Source organism: Romboutsia sp. LXY-2, assembly GCF_056171995.1.
Map to the genome: position 1 here is coordinate 84,189 of NZ_JBKFGI010000009.1, position 15,574 is coordinate 99,762.

A 15,574-nucleotide genomic window follows, 5' to 3' on the forward strand; every position below is an offset into this window, starting at 1 on the left:
GGGAGGGGTCGTTATTAGCGCATCTGAAGTTGTAATTATGGGGATACCAGAAATAATAGTTGTTTATTTATTAGCGAACTCATTTATAGGTAATAAATTAGAATTGAAAAAGATATTGAAAATATCAATTATATACGGAATACTATGTTATATTATTAAAAATTTGCTATATAGTGGAATAGTAACGGTATCAACATTTATTTTAGTAGTAGTTCTATATTCTCTTTCTGCTAAAATAAGTCCACTTATAAGTATTGTGTTGTTTGCATTGACTTATGGGATAAAATTTGTATCTGAATTTATTGTGATAACATTTGCAGATAACCAGGGGTTTGAACTTGCATATGTTTTAAGCAATCCGATTTTAAAGACTATATTTTTATATATGACACTAATAATACCTCTTATAATAGTATATTTAAACTTAAAGAAAGATGTAAATTTATTGAACTTGCATAGAAAAAGAAAAGTTAAAGTAGATAAAGGTGGATTAATTACTCATAGTCTAATTATATTAGGATCATTAAATATAATTATAGTGTCCATAATTGTAGCAACTTCAAGTGTAAATAATTATAGAACATATAAAAATTATGAATTAATTTTTGTTATGATGATAATAGCGAGTGTCATAAGTCTTATAATTATTGTAATTAATTTAGAGAAAAGAAAAGATATAGCTTTAATAGAAAAGAACTTAGTAGCAAGTAATTTAAAACAGATGGAAGAAACTGTTGATTTATTAAGAATACAAAGACATGATGTAATGAATCATTTGCAAATAATTTTGATGCAAATTAATAATGGTAAAAATGAAGATGCAAGAAAATATATTTTAGGATTGGCAGAAGATGTAAAAAATATAGGTATAGTTTTTAATACTGGAAATAATTATATTGATGCAATACTAAATTTTAAAAATAGAAAATGTATTGATTCACAAATAGAGCTAACAGCATGTATTGATAGTTTACTTGAAAATACTTGTCTTGAAGATACTCAATTAAGCTCAATATTTTTAAATATTATAGATAATGCAATAGATGAGCTTAGAAAGTGTGAAGTAGAATATAAATATATTCACGTTGATACATTTATAGAAAAAAATAAACATGTTATATCAATTAAGAATAATGGTCCTAAAATCGAAGACACTGAAAAAATATTTGGAATGGGAGTGTCATCTAAAGGAAGTAATAGAGGCTATGGTTTATTTTCAATTAAGCAATTACTTTTAAAAAATAAATGTAATATTTATGTACTAAGTGATGAAGAGGAAACTGAGTTTATTATTGAAATTCCAGTTCAAAAAAGTGAATTTATAGCGTCGTAATTATCTGAATTTAAAATTTATTTTAAAAATTTTGTTTACAAAACCAAAATTTTACTGTATAGTAGTTTTTAAATAAAAACGGAATAAAAAAAGATAGAGGCCGCGGTCTTTAAAAGTAAGTTTGTGGAGTGAAGCAAGCAGTGAAGCAAACTGAAAGGAAATACCGCCGAAGCATATAGCTAAAGCTAAAAAGCTATATAGTTGGGGTTATGTAGAATATACATAACACTGTCATAAATTTATTTATGGTGAGCTATCATGACAGATATATTTTATTTTTGTAAATAAGTATAATTACTATACTCCTATTTATAAATTCTAAAGAAAAGAATATAGTCTTGAGTGATTTGCTTCACTCAAGACTTTTTTTATTGGAATAATGACTAAAGAGGGAGTGATAGTAATGAATTTAGCACAATCAAACAGAGGGGTATCTAAGAAAAAATTTGGGGAGGGAATTAAAGTACCGCACACATTAGTAATTATTAGCGCAATAATAATCTTTGTTGCTATAGCTACATACTTTGTACCAGGTGGCGCATATGAAAAGATAGTAAATGAAGCTGGTAAAACTGTAGTTGTAGATGGATCATTTACATACGTTGAAAATCAACCACAAGGAGTGTTTGATGTGTTACAAGCACCTATTCAAGGAATCATTGAAGGTGCAGAAATAATAGCATTTTTATTTATAGTGGGTGGAGCATTTAACCTAATATCAAGAACTAAAGCAATAGATTTTGGAATAGTTCGTATAGTTAGTTTATTTAGAGGTAAAGAGATTTTAATAATACCAATAATATTCTCTATGTTTTCATTAGGTGGAGCTGTATTTGGGATGACAGAAGAAGCCGTTCCATTTATTGCAATGATGGTCCCATTAACATTAGTATTAGGGTATGACAGTATTGTGGCAGTTGCCATTACATATTTAGCTTGTAACACAGGATTCGCATCAGCAATGCTTAATCCATTTACAGTTGGTATAGCTCAGTCAATAGCTGAAATACCAATGTTTTCGGGGATTGAATATCGTACGATAATATGGATTATATCAACAATAACAGTAATTACATTTATAATGCTATATGCTAAGAAAATAAAGAAAAATCCTGAGTTAAGTCCAGTCTATGAAAGTGATCAAAAGAAGCGCCAAAACTTAGCTAACTTTGAAAATCAAGATGATACTTTTGATACAGCACATAAGATAATATTATTTTTACTTGCAGCATGTATAGGAATTATAGTTTGGGGTGTATTAGCTAAAGGATTCTGGATTCCTCAAATAGCAGCAGTATTTTTAGCTACAGGATTTATAAGTGGATTAATAGGAAAATTAAGCCCAGATGAAATGGCAGATGCATTTATATTAGGTGCAAAGGATATGATAGGTGCAGCGGTAATGTTAGGATTTGCAAGAGGTATAGTAATAGTAGCTGAAAATGCTAGCATAATAGACACTATATTATTCCACTTGGCTCAAGTATTAGGAACTCTTCCTGGTTTAATAGCATCATACTTAATGCTTCCAATACAAATGTTTATTAATTTCTTTGTAAGCTCTGGTTCAGGTCAAGCAGCATTAACAATGCCTATACTTGCACCACTTGGAGACTTAATAGGAATATCTCGTCAGTTAACAGTTTTAATATTCCAACTGGGGGATGGATTTTCAAATGCAATGTTCCCAACATCAGGTATACTAATAGCTTGCTTAGGGCTTGCTGGAATTCCTTATGGAAAGTGGTTAAAGTGGATATTACCATTACAAGGTATATTATTTGTTTTTGCAATAGCATTTATAACAATAGCTCAAGCAATTGGATGGAACTAATAAAATAAAAGGGGGAATTTTTAATGAAGAAAATATTATTAAATGAAGGTCAAAAAATAAAAGATAGATTAGCAGAAATAAGTGAATTTTTATATAATAATCCAGAGCTTGGTAACGAAGAGTACAAAGCATCTGAAACATTAATATCTTTCTTAGAAGAGCACAGTTTTATTGTAGAAAGAAAATTTTTAAACATAGATACAGCATTTAGAGCAACTTATGATAGTAATAAGGAAGGTCCAACAATTGGATATTTATGTGAATATGATGCGCTTCCAGAAATAGGACATGGTTGTGGACATAATATGATAGGACCAATGTCAGCAGGAGCAGGTGTTATTTTAAGTAAAATATTAGATGAGGTAGGAGGACGTATTATAGTATATGGAACTCCAGCTGAAGAAACTAATGGAGCTAAAGTAATATTTGCAGAAAATGGAGTATTTGATGAACTAGATTGTGCTATGATGGTACATCCTTCAAGTAATACAACAAAAAGTGGGGATACTATAGCACTTTATCCTCTACAATTTACATATAAAGGGAAAACGGCTCATGCAGCAGCAAGTCCTCATGAAGGAATAAATGCTCTAAATAGTGTTATTCAATTATTCAACGGAATAGATGCTCTACGTCAACATGTGACACCAGATGTTAGAATGCATGGAATAATAACTAGTGGTGGTGTAGCTGCAAATATTGTTCCAGATGAAGCAACTGCACAGTTTTATTTTAGAGCAGCAAAGAAGGAAACCTTAGAAGATGTATTAGTAAAAGTGAAGCAGATTGCAGAAGGTGCAGCTCTTATGACAGGAGCAACACTTCATATGGAAAGATATGAATTACCATATGACAATCTAAAAACTAATGAAAACTTATCAGAGGCATTTAATGAAAACTTAAGAAGTCTTGGAATTACTGAAATAGGAGAAAAAGAGTCTGCAGGATCAAGTGATATAGGTAATGTAAGTCATATAACTCCAACAATTCATCCATATATAGGAATATCAGAGTGTCATATAACTGGCCATAGTAGAGAATTGGCAGATGCTACAGTGACTGAATTTGGACATGAAAGATTATTAACGGCTGCACTAGCATTAGCTTATACAGGATATGATGTTCTAACTAATAAAGTTAATTTAAAATAATAAATAAAAAATCTGTATTGAAACAATATTAAAATTTGTTTTAATACAGATTTTTTTGTGTTTAGAGAGATTACATTTTAGCATCAATGATTTGAATAAATTATGAAGCTTAGACGCAGTGATAAATATTCTTAAATAATGTTGCGTGCGCAATGAAAAGATGTTGCGTACGCAATGAAATGGTGTTATAGTATATTATGTTAAAAAAATAAAGTTTAAATAGTGTATTAAGGAGGTAAAGGATGAGTCAATCGAGCAGTAGTCAAGTAGAACTGGGAACTGAACCTATATTTGGATTGCTTATGAAATTTGCTATTCCAGCAATTATAGGTATGGTTGTAAACATGTTATATAACGTAGTAGATAGAATGTATATAGGAAATATACCTGATATAGGAGGGCTTGCTATAACAGGGGTAGGAGTAACTATGCCTATAACGTCAATAATAACAGGTATAGGAATGCTTGTTGGTATAGGTACATCAGCAAGTATATCACTATCATTTGGTGAAGGTGATTTTAAAAGAGCTCAAAAATATTTAAACAATGGTTTTGTATGTATAATAATTGCTAGTCTAACAGTAGCTATATTAGGTAATATATTTGCTACACAAATAGTATCATTCTTTGGCGGTAGTGAAAGTACCATGCCATTTGCACTTGCATACTTAAGACCTTTAATGATAGGTACAATTTGCAATTTATGTGCATTTGGACTTAACCACTCTATAAACTCAGATGGCAATCCCAAAATAGCAATGTTTACCATGATAATAGGTGCTACTATAAATATAATACTAGATCCAATATTTATATTTGGATTAGGCCTTGGAATACAAGGTGCAGCATATGCAACAGTTATATCTCAATTTATAGCAGGATGCTGGGTAATATTATATTTTACAAAATCTAAAAAATCGACTTTGAAGCTTAAGTATTCTGACTTAAGATTAGAGTCAACAATAGTTAAGAGAATATTTATGATAGGTATGGCACCATTTATAATGCAGGTTGCAGGAAGTGCTGTTCAAGTTGTTGCAAATAGAGCTCTTATGACATATGGAGGGGATTTAGCTATAGGTGCTATGGCAGTTATAACATCAGTGTGTAGTATATTTATAATGCCTGTATTTGGTTTAAATCAAGGAGCACAACCTATAATAGGATACAACTATGGAGCTAAAAAATATGACCGTGTTAAGAAAACTTACGTTTATGGATTAATTTCTTGTACGGTAATATTGCTTTTAAGCACTTTTATAATATTATTCTTACCAGAAAAGGCTATAGGTATGTTTACGAAAGATCCAGAGCTAATAGCTATAGGTGTAGAAGGAATAAAAATCTATCTTATAGCTCTACCAGTTATAGGTATACAAATGACAGCATCAAACTACTATCAAGCTATAGGCAAACCTAAAAAAGCTATGGCTATAGGTTTATCAAGACAGGTTTTAATTCTTATACCAGCATTTTTAATAATACCAAGATTTCTGGGGCTTCGAGGTGTATGGCTTGCAGGACCAGTTGCAGATTGTATTGCAGTTTGTATATCAGGGATAGTTATATTTAGAGAAATGAAAAGTCTTGGAAAAAATGAAGATGGAGAAGCTCTTGTTAATGGCGATGAAGCTGTAGTATAATATATGTCATTATAACCTATAAAATATGAGGTGATGACTTGAATATAAGTAAAGATCAATCTATGGCAAGTTATATTAGTAGCTTCTATAGATTAGGCGCAAGTTTTTTATCAAAAGAATATAAAGATTACGGCATTGGATCAGGACAATATCAGTTTTTGTTTTCACTTTATCTAGAAGATGGAGTAAGCCATGATAAGCTAACAGAGAAAATGTCTGTAGATAAAGCCACGACAACAAGAGCTATTATGAAGTTAGAAGAAGAAGGTTATGTTAAGCGTGTACTTGACGAAAATGACAAAAGAAAGTATAAGATTTTCTTAACAGATAAAGCTATAGAAAAGAAAAAAGAGATCCTGGGAATTGGTAGAGATTGGGAACAAAGGCTGATTGGATGTCTAGATACGGAAGAAATTAAATGCTTAGAGTATATTTTTAAAAAGATGTCAATAAATCAAGAAAAGTATAGGCATGAAAAAGACCATAAAAATAAAAATAGTAATATAGAATAATTGCTAATGAAGACGATATAAGGATTTTATATCGTCTTTTTATGTTTGGAATTGCCTTATAAGAGTTTTTTACAATTAAATAGTTGACATAGATGGATTACAAATGTAATATGTAATTAAGATTACAACTGTAAGCTGAGGAGGGATAACTTTGAATCAAATAACAGAATCAGAATTAGAAGTAATGAAAGTACTTTGGAAGTTAAATAGTGCGACAAGTGCACAGATCATCGAAAGCCTAGAAAATAATAGTGACTGGAAACCAAAAACTATACAAACCTTAATAACAAGGCTAGTAACAAAAGAAGCTATAGAGGTAGATAAAAGTAATAAAAAATCATACATATATTATCCAAAAATTAGTGAAGAACAATATAAAAACTATGCAAATGAATCTTTTCTAAAAAAGCTTTATAATGGCTCAATAAATCTAATGTTATCTAGTTTTATAAAAGATAAAAAACTATCAAAAGAAGACATTGATGATTTAAAAAAGCTCCTTGAAGAAGAGAACTAAGGGGTTAAAGGAGGGGTAAAGTGGAAAAATTATGGGATATTGTATTACAGGCTTCTTTTTACGGAACTATAGTTGGAGTATTTATACTTGTAACTAAAAAAGTTTTAAGAAAGAAGCTTAATGGAAGATTTCATTATTTAATATGGATGTTGCTTATAATAAAACTTATAGTACCAGTAGGTCCAGAAAGTAATATAAGTATATTCAATAAAATACCAGCTTATAATGTTTATAAATATAATGCTGAAAATACTAATGAATATTATGAACAAGCAGGAAATAAAGAAAACACAGGTATACAAGAATCAGAAAATAATATTGTAACTGGAAGTTACAATAATAATATAGATATAAGTGGAAATATTGAAAGTAGCATCAAAGATTATTTACCTTTTATATGGATAATAGGAACAATAAATATAATAGCTGTAATGTTATTTTCACAGATTTTCTTATGTAAGAAGATTAGATTAAACAATAGAGACAATGAAAATAGTATAGAAGAAAATTTAGATAGGTGTAAAAATAAAATGGCTATAAATAGAGATATTAAAGTTGTTGTAAATGATTTTGTAAATACACCTTCACTATTTGGAGTAATAAAACCAAAAATCCTAATACCTAGTTCTATGATAAATCTATCAGACAAAGAATTAGAGTATATATTTTTACATGAGTTAGCTCATTACAAAAGGAAAGATATATTATTTAACTATATTTTATTAATTCTTCAAGCTATTCATTGGTTTAATCCAGCAATATGGTATCTCTTTAAAAGAATTAGAGAAGACATGGAATTAGGCACAGATGAAATAGTACTTAAAAATCTTGATGATAAAGAACATAAGGAGTACGGAAAGGCAATATTAACAGTATTAGAAAAAATAAAATCTTCAAAATTCACACCTGGAGTGTTGGGTATTATCGAAGATAAAAAGACTGTTAAAAATAGGATAGAGATGATTAAAAATATGAAACTAAATAAGAATAAAAAGCTAGTATTCACTATATTTGGTATGATAGCAATAATCTTATTAGGTGTAATATTACTTACAAGTCAAAAAGAAAGTGAAGAAAAAGATTATATAGATGAGTTATATAGTTATAAATCACAATATATTGGAGATGCAAGCAACATAAGTAATTTAGTAAATAAGTTACCACTATCAAAGTATAAGGATGAAGGAATTGAGTTGCAGACAGAAACAGAACCTTATGGTTTGAATATGTCTTATACTATAAAAGGCAAGAATGGTGATGAACTTGTAAAATTAGAAAATGATATATATTCAAATAGTGCAGTATTATTTTCACTAATAAGCAATTTAGGATATGTCCAATATGAGGTTGAAATAGGAAATGATAAGATTGTATTAAAACATTCAAGAGAAGAGATTAGCCAAAGGCTTAATATAGATATAAATTCTGTAGGAAATGATATAGAATCCTTTAGAAAATTTGTTATAGAAAAGAGCTTAAATAATATAGGGGATTTAGATTACTTAATTTCAAATGCATTAATTAATTCAAGGGAAATAAGTAAAGATGGGGAAGTAGCAACAGAGGGACATGTAATATTAGAAAAAGAAGAAAGTGAAAATTCTCTTAAAGTATACTTAATTAGTAGTGGAGGTAGCTTTGGGTTTGAAAATGGTATTTTTACGATAATTTCAGGGTATGGATCGATTCCAATGGTGATGGATTTTTCAAAAGATAAAAATGGAAATCTAACTCATGTTAACACTGAATTGCCTATGGATGGAGCTGACAATGAAAGCTCAATAAAGAAGATGTTCCCTAAACATTTACATAAAGCTGTCTTAAATGACGCTTCTAAATACAAAGATGCAATAGAAAGGCAACAAGAAGCGCAAGCTCAAATATACTTAGATAGTATAGGGAGAAATGCTAAGGTTCAAGCTGAGCCAGTAGAAAAAGAATTAGCAGATATTAATATTAACGCTTCAAATACTTTAATTGAAAATGAGGATTTGTTTGCTTATCCATATTGGATTGGAAATAGAGAAGAAATAATCGATGGTGTTAGATATATTTATGAACAATCTCACAGTAGAGACGCTGGATATGATGTGATATCTTATACAAAGAAAGATGATAATGACAATCTTATTGAGCAATATAAATATAGAATTAACGGAGTAAATCCTGAGTTAGTACAATAAATTTATAACTCTAATTATGTAATAATATGTATATATAGAAAGAAAAAGATGATATAATTTTATTGAAATATCTTAAAGAATCTAATTAGAAGAATATATATATTGCATAAGGGGGTCCCCATGAGAATAGCAGTAAATAAATCATATATAAATAGAGGAAATCTATTTTTTACTGGAATATCATTAATTGTAGTAGGAATTGTTACCTTATATGGAAGAGCAGATTTTTTAAATATGGTAATGAAAGCTATATCATTTGCATTTATATTAAATGGAGTATCTCAAATTATAAGTGTATTTGTAAATAAAAAAGATGATGTAGCCAATAATGCGACTTTAAGTCAATCTATGTTAAATTTAATATTAGGAACTAGCTTATTGTTATTACCTAATGTATCACTATCAATATTACCAATAATATTTGCACTATATTTAATACTAAATGGCATAGCTAAACTAATTACTATAGCTATATATTTAAAAAACGATATAAATGTAAAGTTAGGTTTAGTAATGAAGTGTATAATTTACTTTGTATTTGGGGTTACATCATTACTAGATCCTTTGATACATTTAAATGGAATTTTATTTATTATATCAATATATTTATTTTTATTTGGACTAGATTTTATGAAAGATTTTATTAGTGAAATAATACCACAAAAAACTAAAAACAAGATAAAGCGTAAAGTTAGAATAACATTACCTGTGTTTTTTGTAGCACTAATGCCACATAGAGTATTAAAAAAAATAAATGAATATTTTGATGTTAGTAACGATATAGGAATAAGTAGTGAAAACAATGAAGAACCTGATTTAGAAGTATTTATACATGTAACTCCTAGTGGAGTTGGTGTAGTAGGCCATGTAGATTTGTTTTATAATGGAGAGATGATGTCTTATGGTAATTATGATGAATCATCTTATAAGCTATATGGTATGGTAGGTAGAGGAGTACTATTTAGTTGTGATAAAGAAAAATATATTGATTTTTGTATTAATTATGGCAAAAAGACACTATTTAGCTATGGGCTAAAATTAAATGAAGCTCAAAAGCTTAGTATAGATAATCGAATTAAAGATATAAAATCAGATTTAGTGGAATGGAAGCCTCCAGTAGTATTAGCAAACAAGGACGAAGATATGAGTAAGTATACAGATTATGCAAGTATGCTATATAAATCTACAGGTGCACAGTTTTTCAAATTTAAGTCGGGTAAATTTAAAACTTATTTTGGATTAAATACAAATTGTGTACTGTTAGCAGATAGTGTTATAGGACGTTGTGGAACGGATATTTTAGGGGTTAGTGGAATAATTACACCAGGAGCTTACTATGAATACTTGAAAAATGAATTTGCCAAAAGAAATAGCATGGTTGTAACAAGAAATATTTACACGGATAAGTCTGTAAGTTTAAAAGAAGAGAAATGTTTATAAATTATAAAGACGCTTTACTTTAAAAGAGTAACAGTGTCTTTTTTTATCAGAATTATAGTTCATTATTGATTAGGATAACGTTATCAATAATTAAGTTAAGATATCCACCATTTTTAATATGAAAATGCATCTTAATGATTAAAATTTGATTTAATAGCTGTGGATTATACAAAGTTATTAACAAGTAAGTTTAGCATACCATTATATTAAAATAACTGAAAAAATAATACTTTCAGCAATCTAATCTATCTTAAAATAAAAACTTCTCTTTCCATAATATAGGTAAGAGAAGTTTTTTTGCGATAAATTAAATTATATATTTTAAGAATTTTTTTTACATTTTCTACAGATACCATTAAAAATGATGTCGTAGGAAGTAATAGATATGTTTTCTTCTTCTGAAACAGAATTAATAAACTTATCTATTGTATCTGACTCAAGGTCATAAATCTCACCGCAACTATTACAAATTAGATGAGCGTGTGAACTTACATTTTTATCAAACCTATCAGGTTGATTAGGCATGCTAACCTTACTTATAAAGCCATTGTCAACTAATTGAGCTAAATTTCTATACACAGTTCCTAAACTTAATTCAGGGTTATCTTTTTTTAGATGATTATAAATAAAATCAGCTGTAGGATGTATATCACTCTCAAGTATTGTATCCAGAATTAGTTTTCGTTGTTTTGAGAACTTCATAACATTCCTCCTTTAGAATAATAATAGTAATTATTATTAATATTATTCTAAAAAAATATACCCTGATTGTCAATTATTATTGTATGGTAAGTTTAGGAATACATATTAATACAATTAGAATTTTTCAGATTTTACTTCAAAGTATGATTGAGGATGGTCGCATACTGGACATTTTGCTAATGCTTTAGGTCCTACGTGAACATGGCCACAGTTCATACATCTCCATTCAACTGATTCTTCTTTAGCAAATACTTTTTCTTCCTGAACATTCTTTAATAGTTCTAAGTATCTTTCTTCGTGTTGCTTTTCGATTTTACCAACAGCTCTTAATAAGAATGCTATTTGAGTGAATCCTTCTTCTTCTGCATCTTTAGCAAATTGCTCATACATATCAACCCACTCGTAGTTTTCACCACTAGCAGCATCTTTTAAATTTTCTTCAGTAGTAGGAATACCTTCATGTAATAGCTTAAACCACATTTTTGCATGAGCCATTTCATTATGAGCAGTTTCTTCGAATACTGCAGCTATTTTGTTGTAACCTTCTTTTTTAGCTTGAGAAGCATAGTAAGTATACTTGTTTCTAGCTTGAGATTCACCTGCAAAAGCGGCCATTAAGTTTTGTTCTGTTTTAGTTCCTTTTAAATTCATAGTTAATACCTCCTGAGTAATAGTAGTAATGATTACTATTATTATATTAACCATCTTTAGATTTATTGTCAACAATTTTTTATGATAGGTTAGAAACTTTTAAATATTGTGCAAGATCAATATAGATTTATTTATGAACCTAGTAACATAGAATTAATAATGTTAATATTTAAATATAGATATATAGAAAGGGTGAATATTATGATTAGAGAATTAGAAAATAAAGATATAGATAAAATAATGGAAATATGGCTAGAAAGTACTATAGAAGCTCATAAATTCATGAAAAAACAATATTGGGAGATTAACTATGATACTGTAAAAAATGTGTACATACCAATATCGAATACTTTTGTATATGAAGAGGATGATATTATAAAAGGATTTATAAGTGTTATAAATAATGAGTTTATTGGTGCTTTATTCGTTGATATAGAATCACAAGGGAAGGGCATAGGTAAATGTTTAATAAATTACACATTAGCAAGATATAAAAAATTAAATTTAGCAGTATATAAGGATAATTATAAATCAGTTAAGTTTTATATTAATAGAGGATTTAAGATAATTAAAGAACAAAATAATGAAGACTCGGGATATATAGAATATATTATGGAAAGCACACTCTAATAAAGTGTGTTTTTATACTTTTGATATAATAAGTAACAAGGATATAGAATGATGGAAATAAATTGGAAAATAAATTTCGATACTAGTTATTATAGATTACCTACAGATACAGAATACCATACAAATAAATTTTAGGTGATATATATGTATACAACTATTAGTATGAGTAATTGATATATAATTATCTTAGGGGGCTAATTATATAAAAAGGAGAGAAATTAAATGGGGAAAGATAAGTTTATTAGAATCTTATTAATTACTGTAGGAATTATATTATCAATTATAGGAATCAATGGATTCTTGGCTCCGGCAAATTTACTTAGTAATGGTTTTGCCGGAATAGCAGTTCTTGTAGACTATATGTACAATATTAATATGGGTATTTTTATATTCGTAATAAATATACCTATATTTTTATATTCTAGAAAATATGTAGATAAGGAGTTTTTCTACAGTAGCTTAATAAATATGATTATATATTCTATAGCACTAGGATTTACACAAGATTTATTTGCATTTATAAATATCGATGATATTATGATGCAATCAATATTTGGAGGAGTTTTTGTAGGTATAGGATTAGGATTAATTTTTAAAGCTAATGCATCTTTAGGTGGAATGGATATTGTTACAGCTATTTTAAAAATAAAGTATGATATACCTATAGGATTAACATTTTTATTAATAAACACATTAATAGTGTGTGCTGGTGGGATGATATTTGGTGTTAGGCTGGCTATGTACACTATAGTATCTATGTACATAACGTCTGTAACATTAGAAGCTGCAAAAAATTGCTTTAATAAACAGAAATCTATTTTGCTTATATCAGATAAATATGAAGAAATAGCTGAAGCCATAATGACTAAGATACATAGAGGAGTTACTTTCTTAGAAGCTGAAGGTGCGTATACGAATAATAAAAAGAAGTTAATTTATTGTATAGTATCATCGAATCAAGTTATTAAGGTAAAAGAATTAATATATGAAACTGATGAAAATGCATTTGTATCTATTAATAATGTAGATGAAGTAAGAGGTGGAGGGTTTAAAGTAAAAGCGCTATAGATGAATAAAAGACACTAGTTAATTGGAGAAAGAAGAATTTATAAGAAAATTTGAAAAAAAATAAGTAAGAAATCATACCAATTATTTACAAAGTGCCTTAGGACTGATATAATCAATTACATCATTAAGTACAATTTTACACATAGAAACGTTGAAGCATACTCTTAATATGGGCACCTTGAGTATGTTGAGTTAGTGATGCAACCGGCTATGATTTTTAATCATAGTCTTTTTTTGTTTTAAATATAATTCATTTAACTATGAAATAAACACTAGGCAAAAAAAGACTATAAAAATTAAAATCAATGGAGGGAACAGAAATGAGTAAAAGGAATGGTGTAAAAAGGTTATTATGTTTTATATTTGCATTTATATACCTAGTATACAACTTTAATCCTGGCCTAGTTTTTGCTACAGAGACCAGTAGTCATATGTCAGTAAATATTACTACTGATTCTCAAAAGGTAGAATCAGGTTCATATGTGAAATTTAAAGTTGATTACAACATCAATAACAATGGAGCATTAAAAGAAGGGGACTATATGGAAGTCCAAATTCCTAAAGGACTTGAAAATGTACAAATTGGATGGGAAGGAAATAAGCATTTCAAAGAAATACAGAAAGTATCTGATAGGGTGTATAGACTTGTATTTGGACAGAATGTTAGGTTAGGCTTTCAAGGATACTTTGGATTAGGGGCCATGGCGAGGAATAATACAAACTACGATATCGATGCTACGGTAACTGTATCCCAAGGAGATATAAAATCTAGTAGCACCATAACAATAAGCCCTGAAAGACATGGGGAAGTAGGTACAGAAAATAGAGTTTTAATTAAATATGCACCGACAAATCCTAAGAATAATTACTACACACAAGTAGCTGCACAACGCGGAGAAATTAAACCAGGTTGCAAGACGGTTGATTTCGTAATAGAAGTAAATACTAAAAATGGTTGTTTAGATAAGGTAATTGTAAGTGACCAATTACCTTATGGTATGGAATTAGTAGAAGATTCACTTAAAATTAAAAGGTATTATAACGGTCCTTATGGCATGCAAATAAAAGATGCTAGAGATAAAGTAAAGGATATAAAAAAGTCAAAAGATAATTTTCTCGTTGATTTAGGAAATTTAAATTATGATAACTTAATAACTAAATCTGACACTAATATGTATAGAATAGAATATACAGTAAAAATTTTAGATGATACAATGGAACTTTTGAATACAGCAAAAATAGATTATACAGAAAATGGAGTCAGATTAACTGGAAAAGAAGAATTTGAAGTAATTCCATTTGATTATTCTGGATCTACTATTGGATATAAAAAAGTAGATAGAAACTTTATAGAGCATAATGATCCTAATCAAATCGTTACATATACTATAGTATTTGAAAATAGCAATAGATTTGATAAAGGTGGAATAAATATATTTGATAAATTACATGGAGATGTTAAATATGTTTCAAGTGAAGAGACAGATTACTTTGATGTAAATTATGATGAGAAAACACACATTGTTAATATAACTAATAAAAAAGCATTAGAAGAAAATGTTAGACAAGAAATAAAAATAGTAACAGATTTTTCAAATGTAAAACCTGGGACGACTGTTTCAAATACTCTTTACAATCAAGACGGTAATAGAGTAAGTAACACAGTTAAAACAGAAAAAGAGGAAACACCTTTAGTGCCAGAGGAACCGACGAAACCGGAAGTACCAGTTGATCCAACGAAGCCGGAAGTACCAGTTGATCCAACGAAACCGGAAGTGCCAGTTGATCCAACGAAACCGGAAGTGCCAGTTGATCCAACGAAACCGGAAGTGCCAGTTGATCCAACGAAGCCGGAAGTACCAGTTGATCCAACGAAACCGGAAGTGCCAGTTGATCCAACAAAACCGGAA

General features: G+C 28.9%; 12 protein-coding genes, 1 pseudogene and 2 riboswitches. Of the genes and pseudogenes, 11 read left to right on the forward strand and 2 right to left on the reverse strand.

The features are described from left to right. The first annotated feature begins 37 nt into the window (after positions 1-37). The 8 genes from ACI48P_RS15870 to ACI48P_RS15905 all read left to right on the forward strand — a co-directional run bounded on the left by ACI48P_RS15870 (position 38) and on the right by ACI48P_RS15905 (position 10,613). Entirely contained in the window at positions 38-1,333 is a 1,296-nt protein-coding gene (locus tag ACI48P_RS15870) for a sensor histidine kinase (RefSeq protein WP_475217493.1), read from the forward strand. An 86-nt stretch (positions 1,334-1,419) separates the two neighbouring features. Further along, positions 1,420-1,597: riboswitch (Lysine riboswitch) on the forward strand. Positions 1,598-1,736: 139 nt separating this feature from the next. Then, on the forward strand, positions 1,737-3,167 hold the full coding sequence (locus ACI48P_RS15875; RefSeq protein ID WP_475217495.1) for a YfcC family protein: 1,431 nt from the start codon (positions 1,737-1,739) through the stop codon (positions 3,165-3,167). 23 nt (positions 3,168-3,190) lie between these two features. Beyond that, a complete protein-coding gene (locus ACI48P_RS15880) occupies positions 3,191-4,318 on the forward strand; it encodes a M20 family metallopeptidase (protein WP_475217496.1) in 1,128 nt (375 codons plus the stop codon). Between the two features lie 242 nt (positions 4,319-4,560). Continuing rightward, entirely contained in the window at positions 4,561-5,961 is a 1,401-nt protein-coding gene (locus ACI48P_RS15885; protein WP_475217498.1) for an MATE family efflux transporter, read from the forward strand. Between the two features lie 38 nt (positions 5,962-5,999). After that, positions 6,000-6,473 carry a MarR family winged helix-turn-helix transcriptional regulator gene (locus tag ACI48P_RS15890; RefSeq protein WP_475217499.1) on the forward strand — a complete coding sequence of 158 codons (474 nt, stop codon included), beginning with the start codon at positions 6,000-6,002 and terminating at the stop codon, positions 6,471-6,473. 151 nt (positions 6,474-6,624) lie between these two features. Continuing rightward, positions 6,625-6,990, forward strand: a complete 366-nt coding sequence (locus ACI48P_RS15895) for a BlaI/MecI/CopY family transcriptional regulator (RefSeq protein WP_475217502.1) — start codon at positions 6,625-6,627, stop codon at positions 6,988-6,990. A gap of 20 nt (positions 6,991-7,010) precedes the next feature. Further along, positions 7,011-9,173 carry a M56 family metallopeptidase gene (locus tag ACI48P_RS15900; protein ID WP_475217504.1) on the forward strand — a complete coding sequence of 721 codons (2,163 nt, stop codon included), beginning with the start codon at positions 7,011-7,013 and terminating at the stop codon, positions 9,171-9,173. Positions 9,174-9,293: 120 nt separating this feature from the next. Continuing rightward, the gene (locus ACI48P_RS15905) at positions 9,294-10,613 is read left to right on the forward strand and encodes an HdeD family acid-resistance protein (protein ID WP_475217506.1); all 1,320 of its coding nucleotides are present in this window, start codon (positions 9,294-9,296) and stop codon (positions 10,611-10,613) included. A gap of 321 nt (positions 10,614-10,934) precedes the next feature. Here the strand turns inward: ACI48P_RS15905 and ACI48P_RS15910 are convergent, their stop codons facing one another. Both ACI48P_RS15910 and rbr read right to left on the reverse strand, forming a co-directional pair. Further along, the gene (locus ACI48P_RS15910) at positions 10,935-11,315 is read right to left on the reverse strand and encodes a Fur family transcriptional regulator (protein WP_475217508.1); all 381 of its coding nucleotides are present in this window, start codon (positions 11,313-11,315) and stop codon (positions 10,935-10,937) included. 114 nt (positions 11,316-11,429) lie between these two features. After that, positions 11,430-11,966 carry a rubrerythrin gene (gene rbr, locus ACI48P_RS15915; protein WP_475217510.1) on the reverse strand — a complete coding sequence of 179 codons (537 nt, stop codon included), beginning with the start codon at positions 11,964-11,966 and terminating at the stop codon, positions 11,430-11,432. 201 nt (positions 11,967-12,167) lie between these two features. Here rbr and ACI48P_RS15920 point away from each other — a divergent pair, with 201 nt between their 5' ends. The 3 genes and pseudogenes from ACI48P_RS15920 to ACI48P_RS15930 form a co-directional block, all read left to right on the forward strand. Then, positions 12,168-12,596 carry an N-acetyltransferase gene (locus ACI48P_RS15920; RefSeq protein WP_475217512.1) on the forward strand — a complete coding sequence of 143 codons (429 nt, stop codon included), beginning with the start codon at positions 12,168-12,170 and terminating at the stop codon, positions 12,594-12,596. 222 nt (positions 12,597-12,818) lie between these two features. Beyond that, positions 12,819-13,664, forward strand: a complete 846-nt coding sequence (locus ACI48P_RS15925) for a YitT family protein (protein ID WP_475217514.1) — start codon at positions 12,819-12,821, stop codon at positions 13,662-13,664. A 135-nt stretch (positions 13,665-13,799) separates the two neighbouring features. Next, positions 13,800-13,883: riboswitch (cyclic di-GMP riboswitch) on the forward strand. A gap of 101 nt (positions 13,884-13,984) precedes the next feature. Then, a pseudogene (locus tag ACI48P_RS15930) lies at positions 13,985-15,574 on the forward strand (hypothetical protein); the annotation flags it as partial.